A 22195-nucleotide genomic window follows, 5' to 3' on the forward strand; every position below is an offset into this window, starting at 1 on the left:
ACGGCCCGCGAGCTTCGCCGTGAAGGGGAAAGCGCCGGATGCTGAGCACGCGCAACCTCAAGGCAGGCGACGTCCTGGACGGGCGGTACCGGCTCGAACGCCGCGTCGGCGGCGGCGGCATGGGCGACGTCTGGGAGGGCACGGACACGATCCTGTGGCGCACCGTCGCCGTCAAGGTCCTCCTGGCCGACCTCGTCGACGACCGCGGCTTCCGCGAGCGCTTCCGGCGCGAGGCGCGCGCCATCGCCGTCATGAAGGGCCCCGGCGTCGTCGAGGTCTACGACTACGGCGAGATCGACGACGGCGACGCCGCCATCGCCTACCTCATCATGGAGTTCGTCGACGGCAAGCCGCTGTCGCGCCTCCTCGGCCTGTGGGGCAAGCTCGGCGCCGCCGACACGCTCCGCGTCGTCGGCGGGGTCGCCGAGGCGCTCCAGGTCGCCCACGACGCGGGCATCGTCCACCGTGACATCAAACCCGGCAACATCCTCGTCCGCGACGACGGGTCGGTCGTCCTGGTGGACTTCGGGATCGCCCGGGCGGGCCACAACCTCACCCTCACCACCACCGGCGTCGTCCTCGGCACCGTCACCTACATGTCCCCCGAGCAGGCCGCCGGAGAGAACCTCACGGCCGCCTCGGACCTGTACTCCCTGGGCGTCGTCGCCCACCAGTGCCTGGCCGGGTCGCCGCCGTTCAAGGCCGACACGCCGCTCGGCGTGCTCTCGGCGCATCTGCGCAACGCCCCGCCCGGGCTGCCTCCCGAGGTGCCCCGCGAGGTCGACGCCATCGTCGCCAAGGCCCTGGCGAAGGAGCCCTCGGACCGCTGGCCGAACGCGGCGGCGTTCGCCGCGGCCTGCCACGAGACGCGGACGATGATCACCGCCGCGAAACCGGCTCCGGCGCCGGGCCGGACTCGCGAGCAGTCGCCCCCGGGCACTCCAATGGTCCACACAGGACAGCATACCGGGCCCCGCACCGGCGCGAACCCGGTGCCGCCCGCCCCGGCCGAAGTGCCGGAACCGGCCGACGCAGGGCGGCCGCGGGGGCGCAGGCGACTGTGGGTCGCGTTCAGCGGGACGCTCATCGTGCTCGGCGCGGCCGGAGCGATCGCCGCCGCGAGCCCGTGGCAGGACACGGCCGCCCCCGGCATCGCGGCCGCCACCGAGAGCGGCGAGGACGGCGGCGTCTCCGGCCGGTCCAGCGACGAGCCGGCCCCCGCCGGCGAGGAAGGCGCCCTGCCCGAGCCCGACGGCGAGTCCGCCGCGGCCTCCGCCGCGGCTTCGGCCGATGAGCCGCCGGACGGGCGGACCTCGCCGCCGCCGGCCGGCACCGAGCCCACCGGCGGCTCCAGCGCCTCGCCGAGCCCCAGTGCGAGCCCCTCGCCCACGCCCGAGGCCAAGGTGCCCGTCCCCGACGTCGGGGGCATGTCCGAGTCCGCGGCGCGCCAGCGCATCGAGGAGTCCGGCCTGGCCCCGGTCGTCACCAGCAACGGCACCGGCGACTACCAGTGCGGTGTCGTCCGCCAGTATCCGAGCGCGGGCACCGAGGTCGCCCCCGACTCGACGGTGCAGGTCACCGTCCAGAAGGCCGACGACGCCGCCGGGTGCAAGACCGAGGCCGACGAGACGGAGGCTCCCGGCGGCCCGTGACGGCCGCCGGGAGCCTCCGGCGTCGGCTGTTCTCTTATGGGCGCTCGCGCCTCACTGCCCGGCCGCGTCTCTGGCGGCCTGGAGCTGGTCGAGCGCCGCGAACAGTGCGTCCAGGGCCGCGCCGGCCTCGGCTTCGCTGCCCGAGGCGCGCGCCTCCTCGTAGGCCGCCTGCGCCTCGAGGACGTCCTGGATGGCGGCCTCCACTTCCGGCGGTTCCTCGCCGGTGGCCGGCGGCGCCTCCGTGGTCGGCGCTTCGGTCGTCGGCTCGTCCGTGGGCTCCTCCGTGCCTTCGGTGCCCTCCTCGACCTCTTCGGCCGCGGTCGGCACGCCGCGCAGATAGTCCTGCACGACCTGCTCGAGCGCCCCCAGTTGGTCTCTGGGGTACTCGGCGAGCGGCGTCTCCTCGAAGTTGCAGCTTCGCTCCGGATCGTCCGGGTCGACGCAGGTGAACTCCGCCGCGTAGCCGACGTAGCCGCCGTAGCTGACCGCGACGCGCCGCAGCAGCGGCAGCGTGGTGCCCTCGCCGCCCGACTGTCTGCGCAGGTACATCGGCTCCATGTAGAGGATGCCGTTGCCGACCGGCAGCGCCAGCAGGTTCCCCCATTCGACGTCGGTGCCCTGCTGCTGGAAGAGTCTCAGCTCCTCGGCCACGTCGGTGGTGGAGGTGATGATCTGGTGCACCTGCCCCACCGACTGGTCGTCGCCGCCTGAGACGTCGTAGAGCACCAGCTGCGGATCGCCGTTCTCGTCGTAGTAGCCCGACATGAGGCTCGCCAGCGCGTTCTCGCGGTTGCGCGGCACGTACGTGCCGGTCAGCTGGAAGTGCGACTGCTCCTGGTTCGGGTACTGCGCGAAGACGTAGTACGGCGGCTGGGTGACCCCGTTGCCCTGCGAGGGGTCGTCCGGCGTCGCCCAGGCCTCGCCGCCCTCGATGAAGGCCCGCGCCTCGTCGACGTGGTAGCGCTGGAGGATGGTGCGCTGCACCTTGAACAGGTCCTGCGGATAGCGGAAGTGCTCGACCAGCTCCGGCGGCGTGTCCTCCTTCGGCGTGATGATGTCGCCGCCGTAGACCTCGTTCCACGCCTCGAGGATCGGGTCCTCGGTGTCGAACTCGTAGAGCTCGACCGAGCCGTCGTAGGCGTTGACGACGGCCTTGACCGACGAGCGGATGTAGTTGACCTCTTCGGACTCCTGGGTGGCCACGCCCTGCCCCGAGTAGGTGTCGTTGGTGGCGTCGGCCAGGTTGACCCGGTCGGAGTAGGGGAAGTCGTTCGTCGTGGTGTAGCCGTCGACGATCCAGACGATCTCGCCGTCGACGACCGCCGGGTACGGGTCGGCCTCGATGGACAGGAACGGGGCCACGTCCTGCACGCGGTCGCGGATGTTGCGGTTGTACAGCAGCTGCGACTCTTCGTTGATCTGGTCCGACAGCAGGAAGCGGGGCTCTTGGAACTCCCAGGCGTACAGCAGTCGCGTGGTCCACGAGCTGATGTCGACGCCGCCGTCGCCTTCATAGGTGGTGTAGCGGTCCGAGCCGCGCTCTTCGGCCTCGACGTCGTCGGGATCCTCGGTGGTGACGGCGATGTCGGCCGGGCGGTCGTACTCGCGCGGCGTCTCGCCTTCGGGGACGCCGACGATGGCGTACTGGTTCTCGTTGGTCAGCAGCCCGTAGTAGATCTGGGGCCGCTCGACCGCGAGGAAGTCCTCAGTGGCCTCGCACTGTCCTGCCTCGGCGTCGTCCGAGCGCATGACGCCGTTCATGAAGTACGGGCCGCCGTTGCAGTTCTCGGTGCTCGAGGCCGCGACGAAGCCCCAGCCGTGGGTGTAGACGGTGTGCTGGACGGTCCAGTCCTGCTGCTCGCCGGTGAGCTGGTCGGGGTTGAGCTCGCGCAGGCCGACCACGAAGTCCTCGGTGACCTCTTCGCCTTCAGCGTTGGTGTAGGTGTAGCGGTCGATGTCGAGCTTGTCGTTGAAGTCGTAGAAGCTGCGCGGCTGCTGGCGCTGCGTGAACGCGTCGGAGACGATGAACGGGTCGATCAGGCGCGTGTACGGCACGGTGCCGGTGTCGGTCTGCAGCTGCTGGGCGTCGGGAGTGGCCGTGACCTCGTACGTCTCCTGTTGGAGGTCCTCCATGCCGTAGGCGTAGCGGGTGCCGTCGATGGTGTACTGGGCGTACTCGCCTTCGCGCTGGGGCCGGTTGGGCTCGACCTGGAAGTTGCGGACCACGGCCGGGTAGATGCCGCCGGCGGCGATCGCGGTGACCACGACCAGGCCGAGGGCGGCACCGGGCAGGGCGAGCGACCTCGTGAGGCCCCAGGAGAAGACGAGGATGGCGACGGCGGCGATGACCGAGACCCAGATGAGGGCGGTCTTGGCGTGCATGAGCGCCTCGATCTCGGTGTAGCCGCCACCGACGATGTTGGTGACCTCGTTCTCCTGCGTGGTGAAGTTGAACCGGTCGAAGTAGTAGGCCACGGCCTTGAGGCCGAGGAACAGCGCCACCAGGACCGACAGGTGGATGCGGGCGATGTTGGTCATGCGGTCGCCCTGGCCGGAGAAGCGCAGTGCCCCGTACAGGTAGTAGGCGCCCAGGGAGGCGACGATGGCGACGACGACGGCGGCGAAGCCGAAGCCGATGAGGAACTGCCAGAACGGGAGCCGGAACACGTAGAAGCCGGCGTCCATGTTCATGACCGGGTCCTCCCAGCCGAAGTCGCCTCCGGCTCGGAACAGCAGCCAGGTCTCCCAGCGGGACTGGGCGGACATGCCGGCGAAGACGCCGACGACGACGGCGACACCGGTGATCCACCAGCCGGCCCGCGGGGAGATCAGCTCCCGGTAGCGTTCGAGGCCCTCCTGTTCGGAGGTGGCCGGCCACGTGTCGGGTCGGAAGCGCCAGGCGAGGTAGAGGTTGAGCGCGGTCCAGGCGGCCATGACGAGGGTGAACACGGCGAACAGGCCGACGCGCGTCCACATCATGGTCGAGAAGACGGTCGTGTAACCGACCGAGTCGTACCACAGGTAATTGGTGCGGAGGCTGACCAGCCACCCGAGCACCGACAGCAGGACGATGGCGGCGACGAGGAGGATCAGCACGTAACGTCCTCGTCGGCTCATCCGTGGGGGCGTGGGCGTCCGATTCGCCACTCTAAGCAACTCCTTTGTGTTTCATCGAGCCGATGCGGTGGTGTTCAGCAGGTCGTCACTGCGTCGCCGGCGGCGATGGACTCCAGTGCGGCGACTGCGTCCGCGAGGGTCTCCACCCTGACAATAGTCATATTCTCGGGCGCCACCGAAGCGGCGTCGGCACAGTTCGAAGCCGGAGAGAGGAACACGTCGGCGCCCGCGTCCGAGGAGGCGGTGATCTTCTGCTGGATGCCGCCGATGCCGCCGACGTTGCCCTGGGCGTCGATCTCGCCGGTGCCCGCGACGGTGAGGCCGTCGGTCAGCTCGCCTTCAGTGACGGTGTCGACGATGCCGAGCGCGAAGATCAGGCCGGCCGAGGGGCCGCCGATGTTGAGCGCCTCGGTGTCGATCTCGATGCCGTAGGGGTCTTCGCGGGTCAGTTGGAGTTCGGCCTCGCCGAGGGCGGCGGTCACGGCGGTCTGGGCGCCGTCGCGTTCGACGGTCACCTCGGTTTCGCCCTCAGCGAAATCTTCGAGGGAGGAGATCTCGTCCACGGGGGTGCCGTCGACTTCGAGGATGAGGTCGCCTTCGAGGAGGCCGCCGCCGTCGGCGAGGGCGAGGAGCTCGGCGGGCTGCTCGAGGTAGGCCAGCGCGGCCTGTTCGGCGTTCGACTGGGACTCGATCCAGTCGGCCTCCTGTTCGGCGCTGATCTCTTCTTCGGACTGGCCGGGCGGGTAGATCAGGTTGCGCGGGACGATGGCGTGCTCATCGGACATCCAGTACTGGAGGGCCTGGGCGAGGGTGACGCTCTGCTTGACGCGGACCGTGGTCAGGTGCAGCTCGCCGGAGGTGTCGTACGCGACGTCGGCGCTGATGATCTGGTGCTCGACGCCCTCCTCGTCGACCGTGGCGCCGAGGACGTCCTCGGTGGGGCCGGGGCCCATGGCCACATAGGCGACGTCCATCGTCAACGACTGCCAGGTCAACAGTGCCACCAGCGCCGCGCCGATCAGGACCGTTATTCCGCGCCTCTTCATGGGCGGAAGCCTACATGGCGAAGCCCATGTGGGCTTCCGCCCATGAAGTGAAGAAAGCACAGCATGGGCGGAAGGCCCGCGCAGCGGGCTCCCGTCCGACGCAGGAGAACGGGACCTACACGGCGAAGCCCATACGGGCCTGCGCCCATTGAGCGGAGGGCCCGGAGCCGGGGCCGCGTCGGTGAACAGGGGTCGGCCCGTTCACTATGAGCTGACGGAACAGGGCCTCTCAGATTGCCGGGGCGTGGTTATCGGGGGAGGCTCTGACGTACGGTTGGCGCATGGGCTCCGACATTCCATTCGGCTTCGGCAACTTGGGCGGCGACCTGCCCGACCCGAACGACCCGCGAGTGCAGCAGATGATGCAGCAACTCCAGCAGATGATGGCGCAGTCGCTGTCGTCCGGTCCGGTCAACTGGCAGCTGGCCAAGCAGCTCGCCGAGTCCGAGCTGGCCGACGAGAACATCGTGGGCCCGGCCGACCAGGCCGCGGTCTCCGAGGCCGTGCGCCTCGCCGACCTGTGGCTCGACGGCGTCACCGCCTGGCCTTCGGGAGTCTCGGCCACCGACGCGTGGACCCGCAAGCAGTGGATCTCGCAGACCGAGGACTCCTGGAAGCAGCTGACCGAGCCGCTCGCCGCCCAGATGGGCGAGGCGATGCAAACGCTCGTGCCCGAGGAGATGTCGGGGATGCTCGGCCCGATGGCCGACTTGATGAAGGGCGTCGGCTCGGCGCTGTTCGGCGCCCAGATGGGGCAGGCGCTCGCCAAGCTCGCAGGGGAGGTCCTCTCCTCGACCGAGGTCGGCCTGCCGTTGGGCAAGACCGGCGTCGCCGCGCTCCTGCCCGGCAACGTCGCGGCCTACGCCGAGGGCCTGGAGCTCCCCGTCGAAGAGGTCCGGCTGTTCGTCGCGCTGCGCGAGGCGGCGACGCACCGGCTGTTCACGCACGCGCCGTGGCTGCGTTCGCACCTCTTGGGGGCGCTCGAGGCGTACGCGCGTGAGATCCGGATCGACGAGGCCGCCATCGAGGAGGCCATGTCCGAGATCGACCCGACCGATCCCGAGGCCGCGGCCACGATGGATCTGAGCGAGGTCTTCAAGCCCGAGGACACCGAGCAGCAGAAGGCGGCGCTGGCGCGGCTGGCGACGACGCTGGCGCTCATCACCGGCTGGGTCAACGAGGTGGTCGCCGACGCCGCCGGCGAGCGGCTGCCGACGATGGACCGGTTGCTGGAGTCGGCCAGGCGCCGCCGGGCGACCGGCGGGCCGACGGAGCAGACCTTCGAGGCGCTCGTGGGGCTGCAACTGGACCAGGGCAAGGTGGTGGCGGCGACGCGGCTGTGGAGGTCGCTGGCCGAGGCGCGCGGCGTCGAAGGGCGCGAAGCGGTCTGGGCGCACCCGGACCTGATGCCGAGCGCGGCCGACCTGGAGCACCCTGAGGGCTTCGCGTCGGTGTCCGAGGCGCTCGGCGACCTGGACATGTCGATGTTCGACCAGCTCGCGGTCAACGACCCGAAGCCGCCGGAAGGCGACGACGAGGACGAGGACGACAAGTAGCGCGGGCCGGTCTCAGACCGCTTCGGCGTCGGCGATGCCCTCGAGATAGCCGCGGGCGCGCTCGGCCTTGGTGTAGCGGCCGACGAGGTCCCAGAACGGCCGCGAGTGGTCGGGGTGGACCAGGTGCGCCAGTTCGTGGAGCAGCACGTAGTCGATGACCCATGACGGCATCATGGTGATCCGGCGCGAGATCCGGATGGTGCCGTCGTCGGGGGTGCACGATCCCCAGCGCCGCTGCTGGTTGTCGACCCATTTGACACTGACCGGCTCGGCGCATTCGGGGTGGTCGGGATAGTAGCGCCTGGCGAGCCGAATGGCCCTGGCCTTGAGCGCGGCGTCGCTCGCGCGGCCGTCGCGGGCCTCGCGGCGGCGCAGTCGCTCGAGCATGTGGTCGATCCACTCGCGCTCCTCGGTCTCCGAGAAGGTGCTGGGGATCATGACGACGACGCGGCCTCGTTCCTCGTAGGCCGCCACGGTGGCACGGCGCCGGGTTGAGCGCCGCACTTCAACGGGGGGATGCACTTTGCGCGCCATGACCGCACATTAATCCCTGGGAGTGACAATCGCATAACACGAACGTCGCGATTATGTGGGTCAAAGCGTGAACATCACAAAAGTCCCCTCGCCAGTTTCCCGGTATCCGGGACGAGGCGAGGGGTGAGGGCGTCCTCGGCGGACTCCGCGGGCCGTCGCCGGGCCCGCTCGACGGCAGTCAGGCCTTGCCGAGGATCCGGTTCATCTTGGTGCCGCACTTGGGACACGTCCCCTTGGCCATCCGGCGCCCGGAGTCGGACACGACCACATGGCCCTCGAAATCGCGCTTCTGCCGACACTTGACGCAGTAGCCGTTGTAGGTCTCGGTAGCTTGAGCCACTGGTATCCCCCCGTTGCTGTCAACGGTCACGCTGTGCGACCGCCTGGCCTCAGAATGCCACATATTTCACAGTTGTAAGTCTCGCCGCGCCGCTTCACCCGTGCGGGGTACCCCCGAATGCGAGCCTCACCCGCATGGGGGGCGAAATACGGTCTCGGCGTGAGAGCATGGGGAACGTGAGCGACAGGCATGGAAACACCCATTCGGGCGACGACCTTCCGCGGCGGGCCTTCTCCCGCGGCATGAAGCTCGCCTCCCTGCCGCTGGGCCTGGCCGGACGCGCGACCGTCGGTCTCGGCAAGCGGGTCACGGGCCTGGCGGACGAGATCCTCGGCGAGCAGGCGCAGCGACGGACCGCCGAACACCTGTTCAGCGTGCTCGGGCAGCTCAAGGGCGGCGCGATGAAGCTGGGCCAGGCGCTGTCGGTCTTCGAGGCGGCGCTCCCCGAGCACCTGGCCTCCCCCTACCGGCAGGCGCTGACGAAGCTCCAGAACGCGGCGCCGCCGCTGCCGGCCGCCAGCGTCCACGGGGTGCTCGAGCGGCAGATCGGGCCCGAGTGGCGCGAGCGGTTCGCGTCCTTCGACGACACCCCGGCCGCGGCGGCGAGCATCGGCCAGGTGCACCGGGCGGTGTGGCACGACGGGCGCGAGGTGGCCGTCAAGATCCAGTACCCCGGCGCGGGCGACGCGCTGCGCTCGGACCTGCGCCAGCTGGCGCGGATCGCGCCGCTGTTCAAAGTGCTGCAACCGAACTTCGACGTCAAGAAGCTCACCGTCGAGCTGCGCGAGCGGCTGCTGGAGGAGCTCGACTACGAGCTGGAGGCGGCCACGCAGCGCCAGTTCGCCGACGCCTACCGCGACGACGGGCAGATCCTCGTCCCCGAGGTCGTCCACGCCGGTTCCGAGGTGCTCGTGACCGAGTGGATCAGCGGGACGCCGCTGTCGGAGGTGATCGCCGAGGGCACGCCCGAGATGCGCGACCGGGCGGGGCAGCTGCTGGCGACGCTGCACTTCTCGGCGCCGAAGCGCGCCGGGCTGCTGCACGCCGACCCGCACCCGGGGAACTTCGCGCTGGGCGACGACGGCCGCCTGATCGTCTACGACTTCGGCGCGACCGCGCGGATGCCCGGCGGGATGCCGGTGCAGGTGGGGCGCCTGACGAAACTGACGCTGGAGGGCAAGGCCGATGAGGTCGTCGAAGGGCTGCGCAGCGAGGGCTTCGTCCCGGCGGACCTCGAGATCGACGCCCCGGCGATCCTGGACTTCCTGACGCCGATGCTGGCGCCGCTGGGGGCCGAGGAGTTCCAGTTCTCGCGGGAGTGGCTGCGGGGGGAGAGCACGCGGCTGACGAACCAGAAGTCGGAGGCGTACAAGCTGAGCAAGCAGCTGAGCTTCCCGCCGTCCTACCTGCTGATCCACCGCGTGACGATGGGTTCGATCGGGGTGCTGTGCCAGCTGGGCGCCAGGGGCCGGTGGCGGGACATCCTCGAGGAGTGGCTTCCCGGCTTCGCCGACCCCGGCCAGGACGAGGGACGCGAACTCGAGGCGTGACCGGCGGACGAGGGACCGCCCGCCGCCGGAGTCGTCGCGGAGGCGCCGCCCGCGCCGGACGGCGTGCCGTCTGACTGCGGATCAGAAGGCCGGGGGCTCGCGTGCCGGAGCAGGGTGGACGGACCGCCTTACGCTCGGGGAGCATGACCGGGTTCCTAGCACTCCCCGAGGACATCAAGAGCCTCGGCAAGCTCGTCGGCACGCAGGCCGACCACGCCGCCGCCTGCCAGCGCTACATCCTCAACAACACCGGCCTGCAGGGAGGCGAGGGCTGGCTCAACGATCTCAGCGGCGCCCACGAGGCCCTCGTCGGCAACACCGCCGACTGGTTCTCCACCCTCAGCCGCTACACCCTCGAAGCGGCGGAGTTCTCGATCACGGACTCCGCCGACTACTACGCGAAGACCGACGCCGACAGCGCCGCGAAACTCGACTCCCAGCTCGAGGGCTACCAGACCAGCCCGCCGGAGGGGCACGAGTACCACTACGAACGGATCGAAATCGTGGTCGGGACCTTCGGCGAGAAGTACGACCCCGAGTCGTACCTCACCGAACCCGACGACTACGCGGCGCAGGGCGCCTGGCGGTGGGAGCCCAGCTGGTCGGATTACGCCTCCATCTCCTCTGCGGGGCGCGGGGCCATCATGGCCGCCACCGAGGGGCTCTCGTGGCTCGGCCTGCTCGACCGGTCCTACGACCCGTACGAGTTCCTGCTCAAGCCGGTGACCGGCGACTGGGCGGGGTTCCGCGCCTGCGCCGACGTCTACCGGAACACCGCCAACGCCTGCCGGAGCATCGAGTTCAACATCAACCACGGCAGGATCGGGCTGCCGAGCGCGTGGTCGGGACGAGCCGCCGACTCGTGCGAGCACTTCCTCGCCGCGGTGTGCGCGGCGCTGCCGGGGGCCGCCGACGTCCTCGACGACATCGCCGAGGAGTACGAGGACGCCGCCAAGGGGGCCCTCGAATTCTCCTCGGTGGTCGGGAGCCTCATCTCGAGCCTGGTCGACGCGGCGGTGATCTGCGCGGCGGCACTCGGAGGCGGGGCGGCCTCGGCCTCCACGATCATCGGTCCGATCATCGGGGGCGGTGTCGCCCTGTACGAGGGCAAGAAGATCGCGGACATGATCAACAGCCTGGTGGACGTCTACAACACGACGAAGGACATCATGGCCGCGGTCGAGGCCGGGATGAACAGCTTCGGGCAGCTCCAGGCGTCCGACAAGTCCCTGCCGAAGGCGCCGGAAGCCGGGGACGCCGACTCTTCCATGGGGCAGCTGCCCGGATGACGCCGCCCACCAGCGAGAGGAAGGTCCCGAATTGAGCGAAGCCGAGACCCCCGACGACGAGATACCGGAGTCGGGCCCCGAGCGGTACATGCGGCTGCTGGAGGGCACGCCGTTGGGCGAGCAGCTCGCCACTTCCGAGGGAAGGCGGAAAGCCCTCTACGACATGCTCGCCGACCACCCTGATCCGCTGTGGAGGGAAATGGGCGAGCAGCTCAAGGACGGCCGGATGCGGCCGATCGACATGTTCGCCACGCCCGCCTACCGCGAGCACCTGCTCGCGGGGCTCGAATCGGCGCGGGAGCACCAGGACGAGATGTTCGAGGCGATCGAGGCGGCCGCCGAGAACGGTGAGCTCCCCGGCGCCGGGGAGCCGGAGGGGCCGGGGCAGGAGGAGGCGGCCGCCGATCCGCCGGAGGAGCCCGAGACGGGCCTCAGGACCTGCCCGAGCTGCGGCCGGGCGCTGACCGGCCCGGACTGCGTCCACTGCATATAAGACGAGAGGGGCCCATCCCTGTCGGGATGGACCCCTCTGGCCAACGCATTCGCTGCGGCGTCAAAGCCTTCTCCGGCGGTGCCTGGGTGCCGTCAATTCGGCCCCGGCATGCCCGGATTCCTTCCACAGACTCCGCATGCGGATGCGTCCGACCCGTCCGAGCAGCAGCTCTGCCGAGCTCCGCGCCCGACCGGCCTCGAGTCGCCCGGTGGGCAGATCGAAGTCCCGCGAGCCGACGTCACGCTTGAGGTGGCGGCTCAGGTGTTCGACCGTCACGACACATTCACCCCCGCCAGTGCGAGTTCGGCGGTCCGCGCCTCGAGCTCGGCCTGCGCGGCCTGCTCGATGAGGGCGGCGTCCTTGCGGGGCCGTCCGCGGGGCCGCTTGCGGGCGACGACGGCGCCCTTCTCGAAGATCTCGCCGCCCCAGACGCCCCAGGGCTCGTGGCGCTGGAGGGCGCCGGTGAGGCACTCCACGCGCACCGGGCAGTCGGTGCACAGGGACTTGGCGAATTCGAGTTCCGTCGGGGACTCCGAGAACCACAGGTCCGCGTCGTATTCGCGGCAGGGCAGGTCGCTGCCGGTCTCGCAGGCCTGCTCGCGGAGCTCAGGTCCGATGAGGGTGTCGGTCATGAACTCGGTCTCCTCTCTCATTTCGATCGGCATCGTGCTCGATGAAGTCGGTCGCGTCCGTACTTGTTGAGGACTCAATTGCTTCGCAATCTGTCTCGTTTTGTTCTTTGCCTGGTGGTGGGCTTCGCGACCTGGTCTGATGCCATAAAAAATGGCCGCGATCCCGGTTGCGGGAGTCGCGGCCTCGAGAGGTCCGGTGGGGCTTCCTGTAAGCCCCTCAGATGTTCTCGAGGCGGTCTCCCGCGGGTGGCGCCGTGGCGCTTCTTGAGGCCGAGGGCCGGCTGGAACCAGTCGGCCAGGCCGACGGCGGATCCGTCCCAAACGCGCTCAATGAACGCGACAGCGCCCATATCGGTGCTGTGGACATTCGTCGTGCCCTCGACCGTCGTGGGTTCGATGACGGCGGAGGGCAGAGTGGTGCCACGGAGCGAAGCGGGGACGGGTGCGAGCTGACGATAAACAGCGGCAGCGGGCAGCATCGTCTCCACGCGCTTGCCTGCGAAGTCATTTGTCAGCAACACTTTCAACCCCTCCTTCCTTGATCCGTGGTCGCCATCGTTACATCTCCTTAGACAGCCTGGTGAGGCGCAGACCTCACCCCGGCATGGGCAACGCTACGCCCGCTGGCATCGGGAACGCAACGCCTTTTTCGGGGAGTCGTCAAAGAATTTTCTTGCAAGTGGTCATCGGTGTCAGTTTCCTTCACTGGAGATTGCAAGCGCTTCCTCCACAGTACCGCCGTTGACCAGGCACAACACCGCTGGTCCATACTTGTCCAACTTGGACTTACCGATGCCGTGGAGGGAGGCCAACTCAGTGTCGGATGCCGGACAGCGCTCTGCAATGGCGATCAAGGTCACATCAGTGAACACGGTGAAGGCCGGTTTGCCACCCTCCTTGGCGACGGTGACGCGCCACTCCCGGAGTCGCTCGAACAGCTCTTCGTCCATTGTCGACGGACAGTCGGGGCAATGCCCCAGCTTGCGGTCCCGCGCATCGGTCAGCGGCTTGCCGCAGCCCGAGCAGTCGAGCACCTTCGCCGGTTTCCGCGTCCGCTGGCGCGGCCCGGCCGCCGAGGGCTCGGGCGCGCGGGGGAAGCCGCCGAGCCCGAGCGGGGCGAGGTAGCGGCTGAGCCGCCTCTCGCGCCCGCCCGGGTTGCGCGAGAGGCCGTACGAGAGTTGCAGCCACTCGCGGGCGCGCGTGATGCCCACGTACAGCAGCCGCCGCTCCTCCTCCAAGGCGTCGTCGGTGCGGGCGAACGTCGTCGGGAGCGTGCCGTCGGCCAGGCCGACGAGGAACACCGCGTCCCACTCGAGGCCCTTGGCCGAGTGCAGGCTGGCGAGGGTCACGCCTTCGACGGCCGGGGCGTGCTGCTCCGCGGCGCGGCGGCCGAGCTCGGCGCAGAACTCCTCCAGGGACGGACCTGAGCCGTCGGCCGCCGCGGTCTGCTCCGCACTCGACCCATCGTTCGCTCCGCGCTGCTCCGCACTCGACCCATCGTTCGCTCCGCGCTGCTCCGCGCTGGATTCACTGTTCGCTCCGCGCTGCTCCGCGAACTGCTCGGCGAGGCCCACCAGGGCCGCCACCGCCTCGTACTGCTCCCGCTGCGCTCCGCCGGAAGGCGCGGCGCCCGGCCGCCAGCCGACCGCCTCCAGCGCCGCCGGGACGGCCTCGACCAGCGGCAACTCGCCGATGTCGTTCTTGGCGGCCGCGCGCAGCGCCACGACGGCCTGGCGCACCTCGGGCCGATCGAAGAACCGCGCCGCGCCGGTCACCACGGTCGGCACGCCGTAGGAGGCCATCGCCTCCTCGTACGCCTGCGACTGGGCGTTGGTGCGGTACAGCACCGCGATCTGTGAGGCGCTGGTGCCGTCGGCGATGAGCTGGGAGCAGCGCCGGGCGACCATGTCGGCCTCCTCGGCCTCGTCCTTGAACGTCTCGGCGAACACCTCCGGCCCGGTCGGGCGCTGGCCGACCAGTTCGAGCCGCATCGCCGCCTCGCGGCCCTTCGACTCGGCGATGATGCTGTTGGCCAGCCCCACCACCTGCGGCGTGGACCGGTAGTCGCGCACCAGGCGTATCAGGGCGGCCGACTCGTGGCGGCGGGTGAAGTCGAGCAGGTACCGCGAGGTGGCGCCGGTGAAGGAGTAGATGGTCTGGCTGGCGTCGCCGACGACGGTGATGTCGTCCCGGTCGCCGAGCCACGCGTCGAGCAGCCGCTGCTGGAGCGGGGTGACGTCCTGGTACTCGTCGACGACGAAGAAGCGGTACTGGCTGCGGATCCGGTCGGCGGCGGCCTCGTCCTCGGTGATCATGTCCGCGGTGTGGGCGAGCACGTCGGCGAAGTCCATCAGCCCCGAGCGCCGCTTGCCCTCGACATAGGCCGCGTAGACCTTGGCGACGTCTTCGGGGGCGGCGGGCGCGTCGCGGCCGAGCTTGGCGATGGCCGCGACGTAGTCGTCGGGCCCGATGAGCGACGATGCGGCCCACTCGATCTCGGTGGTGAGGTCGAAGTTCTTGGCGCGGGAGGTCTTGAGGCCGGTGCGGGCCGCGGCGATGGCGACGAACTTGAGGGAGGAGTCGACCAGCTCGGGCATGCCGCCGCCGAAGCGGCGGGCGCCGAAGTAGCGCAGCTGCCGCAGCGCCGCGGAGTGGAAGGTGCGGGCGTTGACGCCGGTGACGCCGAGCCCGCGCAGCCGGTCCCGCATCTCCCCCGCGGCCCGGGCGGTGAAGGTCACGGCCGTGACGTGCTGGCCGCGCATGTCGCCCCGCCGTACGCGCCAGGCGATCCGGTGGGTGACGGCGCGGGTCTTGCCGGTGCCGGCGCCCGCGAGGATGCACACCGGCCCGGCGTCGGCGGTCACCGCCTCGCGCTGCTCAGGGTCGAGATCGGCTAGGAGTTGATCGAGTTCCCGGTCGCGCGAAGTCACCCCGACAGTGTCGCAGAGTCCTGTGACAGGCTCGTGGCCCTGCCCGGTGCCCCGGCGGCGGGGTGTGCGAACGGACACCACGGGCGCCGCTTCGCGCGGAATGCCGCGTGCGCGCTTCGCGTTAGGGTTCATGACGAAGGAGGATCCATGATCACCATGTACAGCACCACGTGGTGCGGTTACTGCAGACGGCTGAAGAGCGGGCTCGACCGTGAGGGCATCCTGTACAAGGAGGTCAACATCGAGGACGATCCCGAGGCCGCCGACTGGGTCATGGGTGTCAACGGCGGCAACCAGACGGTGCCGACGGTGCGCGGGACCGGCCCTTCCGGCGAGGAGTTCGCGTTGACGAACCCGAGCGTGGGCCAGATCAAGGCGGCGCTCGGCGGCTGAGCCGCCCGTCGCGCCCGCGGGCGCCGGGTGCTCCCCGGTCACGACGACGGCCGAACGGCCAGTGGCGTTTCCGCGAGCATCGCGCACTCCCCCGGCCGCGACGGCGGCGGTCGATGCCGCGCGAGTGAAGCCCGCCCCTCGACGCCGAACGCGAAGCGGTCGAGACCACTCGGCGCCGCGCGCGAGCGACGGCCGCGCATCGGCGGTGCCGCAAGGATGTCAGAGAGGCGCGGGCTCCCGTCCCGTGGCGCTCCCACACCCGTGGCGCCGCAGGCGAAACCGATAAAAGACGAGATTGGCGCTTGACTTGTGCCACATGCCGAGACTATGGTCACGTTTAGGACACAGAGCCGGTAACATGCTCTATAGTTGAGTCGTCAAGCTTGCTTGGCTGCTTCGAGGGGTGGCAGCCAAGCATTCAGGCCCGGGATGGATCCGTCCCGGGCCTTTTCTCTGCCCCCGCGCAGACGGCGCGCCACCGGACCTGGGTTCTCCCGTCCGGGCTCGCCGCCCCGTCCCGGTCGCCCCGCCGAGCCGCGCATCGGCTCGGCGGCCTTCGCCCATGAGGAGCCGCCCGATGTCGTCCCCCCGAGCCGCTCTCGGCGTCGTCCTGATCCTCCTGGCATCCGTGTTCTTCGGCGTCTGCGGTCCTTTCGGCAAGGTCGTCATCCAGGCCGGTCTGACGCCGGTCCAGGTGACGTGGCTGCGCATCGTCGGCGTCGGCCTCATCGCCGTCGCCGCGGCGATCTGGCCGCTGCTGCGGGCCCGCCGCCACGGGCCGAAACCGCCGCTGGCGGCGCTGGTCCTGTTCGGGCTCACCGCCATCGCCGGCGTCCAGGCCTTCTACTTCGTCGCCGTCGAGCGGCTCCCCGTCGGCATCGCCCTGCTGCTGGAGTTCATGGGCCCCATCGTCGTCGTCGCCTGGGTCCGGTTCGTGCGCCGCAGCCCGCTGCCGCGTGCCGCCGTGGTCGGCGCGCTGCTCAGCCTCGCGGGGCTGTGCATCGTCGTCGAGGTGTGGTCCGGGCTGCGGCTGGACGCCGTCGGGCTGCTGGCCGGCTCGGCCGCCGCGGCCTGCCAGGCCACCTATTTCCTCTCCGGCGAGCGGCTCACCGCGAAGGTGGACGTGCGGGTCATGCTCGCCGTCGGCTTCACCGTCGGCACCATTGCGCTCGCGCCGCTGGCCGCGCCGTGGGCGATGGACTGGGCCTCGCTGTCGTCGCCGGTGACGCTCCTCGGCGCCGAGGCCACGAGCCTCGCCAGCCTCGTCGCGCTCGTCGTCTGCACCGCCGTGGCGTACACGCTCGGCCTGACCGGGCTGCGGTTCCTGTCCGCGCCGGTGGCCGGGGCGATCGGCTACGCCGAGGTCGTGGTGGCCGCGCTGGCCGCCTGGGCGCTGATCGGCGAGGCGCTGACGGTGCCGCAGATCATCGGCGGCCTGGTCGTCATCGCCGGTGTCTTCACCGCCCAGCGGGCCGTCGCGAAGCGCCGCGCCCCCGACGACGAGGACGAAGCCGAGCTGGCGCCGACGGCGGTCTAGCCTTCGGCGAGCCAGCCCTCGATGAGGAACCTGGCGACCGAGATCCGCACCGCGCTCGGCGTGTCCCGATCGGTCTCGATCCACATGCGGCGCACCTCCTCGCGGGTGAACCAGCGGGCGTCGACGATCTCGTCCTCCTGGATCCGCAGCTCCTGGGAGGGGTCGGCGCTGGCCCGGTAGGCGAGCATCAGCGACCTGGGGTAGGGCCACGGCTGGCTCGAGACGTAGGCGAGCCGGTCGAGCTTGATGCCGGTCTCCTCGCCGACTTCGCGGTGCACGGCGGCCTCGGCGGACTCGCCCGGTTCCACGAACCCGGCGATGCAGGCGTAGCGGGCCTTCCGCACCGATGCGGACGAGCCGCCGTAGCGGCGGTGATGGGCGAGCAGGACCCGGTCGGCGCCGTCGTCGATGAGGACGATGACGGCCGGGTCGGTGCGCGGGAACACGCGGTCGCCCGCGGCGGTCTCCAGTTCCCATCCCGCCTGCGCGGGCGCGAGCTCCTCGCCGGTCGTCGGGTGGTACCGGTAGGCGGAGCGCCAGTGCATCATCGCGATGGCCTCCACGGCGACCGCGAGGTCGCGGCGGTTCCAGTGGCCGCCGATCCAGCGGGTGGGCAGGCCGTCGGGGACGCTGCCGATGACGGCGAACACCGGCGGGTCCTCGCCGCCGAGGTAGACGCGCTCGCCTTCGGGCGCGGTCTCGGCGTCGAAGTAGCGCAGGCCGTCCTCGTCGGCGTCGATCCGGTCGGCCGCGGGGTCGCAGACGACGATCTGGGCCCGCTGCCAGGCGTCGGAGATCCATTCGGGCTCCCAGCGGTGCTCGGCGCACCGGTCGAGCGCCTCGATCGCCAGGGGCGGGCGGTTCACAGGACCTCGATCTCGGCGATTTCGGAGAGCGGCGCGGTGACGTGGGAGCCGTCGCCGAGGATGACGGTGACCGCGCCCTCGGGGCTCATCCGCTCGGCGGCGACGCGCTTGATGTCGGTCGGGGTGACCGCGCGCAGCCGCTCGGAGTGCTCGGCGAGCCACGACAGCGGCAGGCCGCAGGAGGCGAGCGCGGACGTGTAGTTCGCGATGCCGGCCTGGGTGGCGGTGGCGAGTTTCACCGAGCCGAGCGCGTAGCGGCGGGCCAGGTCGAGCTCGGCCTCGTCGGGCGGGTTCTCGGCCATGCCGCGCAGTTCGGCGACGACTTCGGCCAGCGCCGGCGCGGTCACCTCGGTGGCGACGTCGACGCTGGTCAGCTGCACCGAACCGGCCGGTGAATGGTCCACTCTGGATCGCGGCGAGTAGCCGTAGCCCTTGGATTCGCGCAGGTTCATGACCAGGCGCGAGGTGAAGTAGCCGCCGTAGATCAGGTTCGCCAGGTGCTGCGCGGCGTTGTCGGCGTGGGTGCGCGCCACGGCGGGGTAGGCGACGCGGATCGCGGACTGGACCGAGCCGGGCCGGTCGGCCAGGACGATCGGGCCGGGCGCCGGCTGCGGCAGCGGCTCCATGTGCCGCGGTTCGCCGACGCCGTTCCAGGAGCTCAGGGACTTCTCGATGGCGGCCCAGGTCGCGTCGGGGTCGATGTCGCCGACGATGATGAGGCGCGCCCCGGTCGGGTGGAGGCGGGAGGCGTGGAGGGCGCGCACGGCCTCGCGTTCGACGGCGGCGACCTCGGCCGCGGTCGGCTGCTGGTGGCCGTAGGGGTGCTCGCCCCACAGGCGGGCGTCGAGCGCCCGGGAGACCTGGAACTCGGGCTGCTGCTCGGCGACGGAGAGGCCGTCGATCATGCGGGACCGCTCGACGCCGAGCGGCCCTTCGGGGTAGTCGGCGGCGGTGAGGAGCTCGCCGAGGACGTCGAGCAGCTCGCCCAGGCCGCTGGCGAGGCAGTTGCCGGAGGCGGCGATCCGGTCGGGGTCGGCTCCGGCGCCGAGACTGCCGCCGACGCCTTGGAGGCGCTGGGCGATCTGGGTCATCGTCGAGGACTCGGTGCCGGAGAACAGGGCGGCGGCCAGGAGGTCGGCGACGGCGAGGTCGGCGTGCGCGGCCGGGATCGACAGGCGCACTTCGGCCAGCGGGACGCCCGGCCTGCGGACCAGCGTCACCGACAACCCGTTGGGCAGGGCGCGCTCGACCGGGGTCGGCAGCGCGAGCGGGACTTCCGGCGACAGTGCCGGTACGGCGGTGCTCACTGGTTTCCTCCGGGAACGACTTCGATGACGGCGCGGCGGTTCGGGGTCAGGGTGGCGGCGGCCCGCGCGACGGACTCGGCGGTGACCTCGCCCAGGAGCGTGGCGAACCTGGTGGCGTAGCGGGCGTCGCCGTGGAAGACCTCGGCGGTGGCCAGGCGGCGGGAGCGGCCCATGACCGAGTCGTCGCCGCGCAGCAGCTGGGCGGCGACGCGGGCCTTGACGCGGCCGAGTTCGGCCTCGTCGAGGCCGTCGGCGACGCGGGCGAGCTCTTCGCCGACGCCGGCCATGACGGTGTCGGCGTCGCCGGTCGGCGGCAGGAACGCCTGGATGAGCAGGGCGGTCGGGCCTCTGGAGGCGAAGGGCTCGGCCATGAAGGTGGCGTGGGCGGCGACGGCGGTGGCGGTGCGGTCGCGGTGGACGAGGCGCTCGACCAGGCGGGAGGCGTCGCCGTCGGTGAGGAGCTCGCCGAGGACGACGTAGGGCAGGAAGCCGGTCAGCTCGGTCACGGGGTCGGGGGTGCGCCAGGCCATGGCGACGGCCGGGAGCGTGGCCCGCTCGTCGACGTAGGACTCGCGGCGCTCTTCGTCCAGGTCCGGTTCGGCGAAGGAGGGCAGGACCGGGGCGGGGCGGGCCGCGACGTCGCCGAAGTGCTTCTCGACCAGGGCGCGGGCGGCCGCGGGCTCGAAGTCGCCGGCGACGGAGAGGACGGCGTTGGAGGCCGGGTAGTAGGCGTCGAAGAAGGCCTGGGCCTCCTCGACGGTGGCGGCCTCGAGGTCGTCGAAGGAGCCGTAGCCGTCGTGGGCGTTGGGGAAGGTGTCGAACATGACCGGCGGGAGCTTGAGCCAGGGGAAGCCGCCGTAGGGCCGGTTGAGGACGTTGACCCGGATCTCCTCTTTGACGACGCTGACCTGGTTCTCGAGGTTCTCGGCGGTGATCGCCGGGCCCCGCATGCGGTCGGCCTCCAGGAACAGGGCCAGCTCCAGGCCGTTCGCGGGGAGGAGGTTGAAGTAGTCGGTGTAGTCGATGTGGGTCGAGCCGTTGAAGGTGCCGCCCGCGGACTGGACGTGCCGCATGTGCTCGGCCTTGCCGACGTTGTGCGAGCCCTGGAACATCATGTGCTCGAACAGGTGCGCGAATCCGGTCCGGCCCTCGGGCTCCGAACGCATGCCGACGTCGTACACCACCGCCACGCCGACCACCGGAGCGCCGGGGTCGGGGGCCAGGACCACCCGCAGTCCGTTGTCGAGCCGGAAGGTCTCGATCGCGAACGCCGGTGCGGGAATCGTCGCAACAGTCATGGCCAGACCCTATCTCAAGAGACCGCGCGGTGTTGATCACAGAAACTTGGATCCCGTACGTTCACCTGCTTCACTTGCCAACTGTGAACAGGTGGTACACGATCTCCGACCGCGGCGCTCGGCGCGTCGCGGCCTCGTGCTGCCGAATGTGCGCCGTCTGAGGGCCCCCACGTCCGCCGCGCCCCGAAGCGGCAGTGAACCCACGGCGAAAGCGATTCAATGTCCAAGCCCAGCATCCGCCTGTCCGGCGTGAGCAAACGCTTCGGCGCCACCGTCGCGCTCGACGGCGTCGACCTCGAGGTCCAGCCCGGCGAGATCTTCGGCATCCTCGGCCGCTCGGGGGCGGGCAAGTCCACGCTGCTGCGCACCGTCAACCTCCTCACCAGGCCCGACGAGGGGACCGTCCACGTCGACGGAGCCGAGCTCACCGCCCTGCGAGGGCGCGAGCTGCGGGCCGCGCGGGCGGGGACGGCGATGATCTTCCAGCATTTCAACCTGCTGTCCAACCGCAACGCCGCCTCCAATGTGGCGCTGCCGTTGCGCTTCGCGGGGGTTCCCCGCGCCGCGCGCCGCGCCCGCTCGGTCGAACTGCTCGACCTGGTGGGCCTGGCCGACAAGGCCCGCGCCTACCCCGGGCAGCTCTCCGGCGGGCAGCGCCAGCGCCTGGCGATCGCCCGCGCCCTGGCGGCCGATCCGACCGTGCTGCTCTCCGACGAGGCCACCAGCGCGCTCGACACCGACACCACCGACGAGATCCTCGACCTGCTCGCCGAGCTCAACCGCGAGCTGGGGCTGACGATCCTGCTCATCACCCACGAGCTCGAGGTCATCACCCGGATCTGCCACCGCGCCGCGGTGATGGAGGCCGGGCGTTTCGCCGAGACCGGCGCCGTCGCCGAGCTCTTGGGCGACCCCGACACGCGCCTGGGGTCCTCGGCGCGGCGCCTGGCCGCGCGGCTGCTCGGCGAGAGCGCCCTCGACGGGGGTGAGCGGGCGTGAACGACCGCTTGACCGAGCAGCTGTACGAGTCGCTGCTGGAGACCCTGCACATCGTCGGCGTCTCGGGGGCCTGGACGCTCCTGGGCGGCCTGGTCCTCGGCGTGATCCTCTACGTCACCTCGAAGACCGGCCCGAGGCCGCTGGCCGTGGTCAACGCGCCCCTCGGCCTGGCCGTCAACATCGGCCGCAGCGCCCCGTTCGTGCTGCTCATGGTCGCGGTGGTGCCGCTGACCAGGGCGATCACCGGGACGACCATCGGGACCGAGGCGGCGATCGTGCCGCTGGCGGTGGCGTCCATCCCGTTCTTCGCCCGGCTCGTGGAGTCCTCGCTGCTCGAAGTGCAGCCGGGGCTGATCGAGGCGGCCCGCTCGATGGGCGCCTCGACGCCGGCCCTGGTGTGGCGCGTCGTGCTGCCGGAGGCGACGCCGGGGCTCATCCGCGGGTTCACCGTGACGCTCGTCGCGGTCGTCTCGTACTCGGCGATGGCCGGCATCGTCGGCGGCGGCGGCCTGGGCGACCTGGCCTACCGCTACGGGTACCAGCGCTTCGAGACCGAGTACATGATCTGGCCGCTGGTCGTGCTGGTCGTGCTCGTGCAGCTGTTCCAGATTCTCGGCGACCGGGGCGCCCGCACCCTCGACCGCCGCTAGACCCAC

Annotated in this window: 17 protein-coding genes and 1 pseudogene; 9 read left to right on the forward strand and 9 right to left on the reverse strand. The window is 70.8% G+C overall.

Annotated features, from left to right (window positions below; translation table 11 throughout):
• Positions 1–38 precede the first annotated feature (38 nt).
• Positions 39–1652 carry a protein kinase domain-containing protein gene (locus YWW_RS31400; RefSeq protein WP_051326008.1) on the forward strand — a complete coding sequence of 538 codons (1614 nt, stop codon included), beginning with the start codon at positions 39–41 and terminating at the stop codon, positions 1650–1652.
• A 51-nt stretch (positions 1653–1703) separates the two neighbouring features.
• Here YWW_RS31400 and YWW_RS31405 read toward each other — a convergent pair whose 3' ends face one another.
• Positions 1704–4748: a UPF0182 family membrane protein gene (locus YWW_RS31405; RefSeq protein WP_162145972.1), complete on the reverse strand. Its 3045-nt coding sequence runs from the start codon at positions 4746–4748 to the stop codon at positions 1704–1706.
• Between the two features lie 95 nt (positions 4749–4843).
• On the reverse strand, positions 4844–5815 hold the full coding sequence (locus YWW_RS0118425; protein ID WP_026931267.1) for a YlbL family protein: 972 nt from the start codon (positions 5813–5815) through the stop codon (positions 4844–4846).
• A 281-nt stretch (positions 5816–6096) separates the two neighbouring features.
• On the opposite strand from YWW_RS0118425, the gene YWW_RS31410 reads away from it, so the two are divergent.
• On the forward strand, positions 6097–7371 hold the full coding sequence (locus YWW_RS31410; RefSeq protein WP_051326010.1) for a zinc-dependent metalloprotease: 1275 nt from the start codon (positions 6097–6099) through the stop codon (positions 7369–7371).
• Between the two features lie 12 nt (positions 7372–7383).
• On the opposite strand, the gene YWW_RS0118435 is transcribed toward YWW_RS31410, so the two are convergent.
• Positions 7384–7905, reverse strand: coding sequence for a M48 metallopeptidase family protein (locus YWW_RS0118435; protein ID WP_026931268.1), 522 nt, complete (start codon positions 7903–7905; stop codon positions 7384–7386).
• 178 nt (positions 7906–8083) lie between these two features.
• On the reverse strand, positions 8084–8245 hold the full coding sequence (locus YWW_RS36695; RefSeq protein ID WP_169732271.1) for a DUF5679 domain-containing protein: 162 nt from the start codon (positions 8243–8245) through the stop codon (positions 8084–8086).
• Positions 8246–8487: 242 nt separating this feature from the next.
• On the opposite strand from YWW_RS36695, the gene YWW_RS31415 reads away from it, so the two are divergent.
• The 3 genes from YWW_RS31415 to YWW_RS0118455 all read left to right on the forward strand — a co-directional run bounded on the left by YWW_RS31415 (position 8488) and on the right by YWW_RS0118455 (position 11577).
• Positions 8488–9795: an ABC1 kinase family protein gene (locus tag YWW_RS31415; RefSeq protein WP_342673583.1), complete on the forward strand. Its 1308-nt coding sequence runs from the start codon at positions 8488–8490 to the stop codon at positions 9793–9795.
• 143 nt (positions 9796–9938) lie between these two features.
• Entirely contained in the window at positions 9939–11084 is a 1146-nt protein-coding gene (locus YWW_RS0118450; RefSeq protein ID WP_026931269.1) for a hypothetical protein, read from the forward strand.
• Between the two features lie 31 nt (positions 11085–11115).
• Positions 11116–11577 carry a hypothetical protein gene (locus YWW_RS0118455; protein WP_026931270.1) on the forward strand — a complete coding sequence of 154 codons (462 nt, stop codon included), beginning with the start codon at positions 11116–11118 and terminating at the stop codon, positions 11575–11577.
• A gap of 272 nt (positions 11578–11849) precedes the next feature.
• Here the strand turns inward: YWW_RS0118455 and YWW_RS0118460 are convergent, their stop codons facing one another.
• Together YWW_RS0118460 and YWW_RS37460 are read right to left on the reverse strand one after the other, a co-directional pair.
• Positions 11850–12209 carry a WhiB family transcriptional regulator gene (locus YWW_RS0118460; protein WP_026931271.1) on the reverse strand — a complete coding sequence of 120 codons (360 nt, stop codon included), beginning with the start codon at positions 12207–12209 and terminating at the stop codon, positions 11850–11852.
• A 692-nt stretch (positions 12210–12901) separates the two neighbouring features.
• Positions 12902–15139 (reverse strand): ATP-dependent DNA helicase UvrD2, encoded by a 2238-nt coding sequence (locus tag YWW_RS37460; protein ID WP_026931272.1) that lies wholly within the window; start codon positions 15137–15139, stop codon positions 12902–12904.
• A gap of 147 nt (positions 15140–15286) precedes the next feature.
• On the opposite strand from YWW_RS37460, the gene YWW_RS0118470 reads away from it, so the two are divergent.
• The gene (locus YWW_RS0118470) at positions 15287–15532 is read left to right on the forward strand and encodes a mycoredoxin (RefSeq protein WP_026931273.1); all 246 of its coding nucleotides are present in this window, start codon (positions 15287–15289) and stop codon (positions 15530–15532) included.
• A 577-nt stretch (positions 15533–16109) separates the two neighbouring features.
• Positions 16110–17069, forward strand: coding sequence for an EamA family transporter (locus tag YWW_RS31420; protein WP_081687576.1), 960 nt, complete (start codon positions 16110–16112; stop codon positions 17067–17069).
• Here the strand turns inward: YWW_RS31420 and nudC are convergent.
• From nudC to YWW_RS0118490, 3 genes are read right to left on the reverse strand one after another with little or no spacing between them, the layout of a single operon-like run.
• Positions 17066–17935 (reverse strand): NAD(+) diphosphatase, encoded by an 870-nt coding sequence (gene nudC / locus YWW_RS0118480; protein WP_026931274.1) that lies wholly within the window; start codon positions 17933–17935, stop codon positions 17066–17068. The genes YWW_RS31420 and nudC overlap by 4 nt on opposite strands.
• Positions 17932–19242: a M16 family metallopeptidase gene (locus YWW_RS0118485; RefSeq protein ID WP_026931275.1), complete on the reverse strand. Its 1311-nt coding sequence runs from the start codon at positions 19240–19242 to the stop codon at positions 17932–17934. Before YWW_RS0118485 ends, nudC begins: the two co-directional genes overlap by 4 nt.
• The gene (locus tag YWW_RS0118490; RefSeq protein ID WP_035696936.1) at positions 19239–20540 is read right to left on the reverse strand and encodes a M16 family metallopeptidase; all 1302 of its coding nucleotides are present in this window, start codon (positions 20538–20540) and stop codon (positions 19239–19241) included. Before YWW_RS0118490 ends, YWW_RS0118485 begins: the two co-directional genes overlap by 4 nt.
• A 219-nt stretch (positions 20541–20759) precedes the next feature.
• Between YWW_RS0118490 and YWW_RS31425 the strand changes: the two are divergent.
• Positions 20760–21476 (forward strand): annotated as a pseudogene (locus tag YWW_RS31425) (methionine ABC transporter ATP-binding protein); the annotation flags it as partial.
• Positions 21477–21535: 59 nt separating this feature from the next.
• Positions 21536–22189: a methionine ABC transporter permease gene (locus YWW_RS0118500; protein WP_026931277.1), complete on the forward strand. Its 654-nt coding sequence runs from the start codon at positions 21536–21538 to the stop codon at positions 22187–22189.
• Positions 22190–22195 lie beyond the last annotated feature (6 nt).

Source organism: Glycomyces tenuis DSM 44171, assembly GCF_000427885.1.
Classification (GTDB): domain Bacteria; phylum Actinomycetota; class Actinomycetes; order Mycobacteriales; family Micromonosporaceae; genus Glycomyces; species Glycomyces tenuis.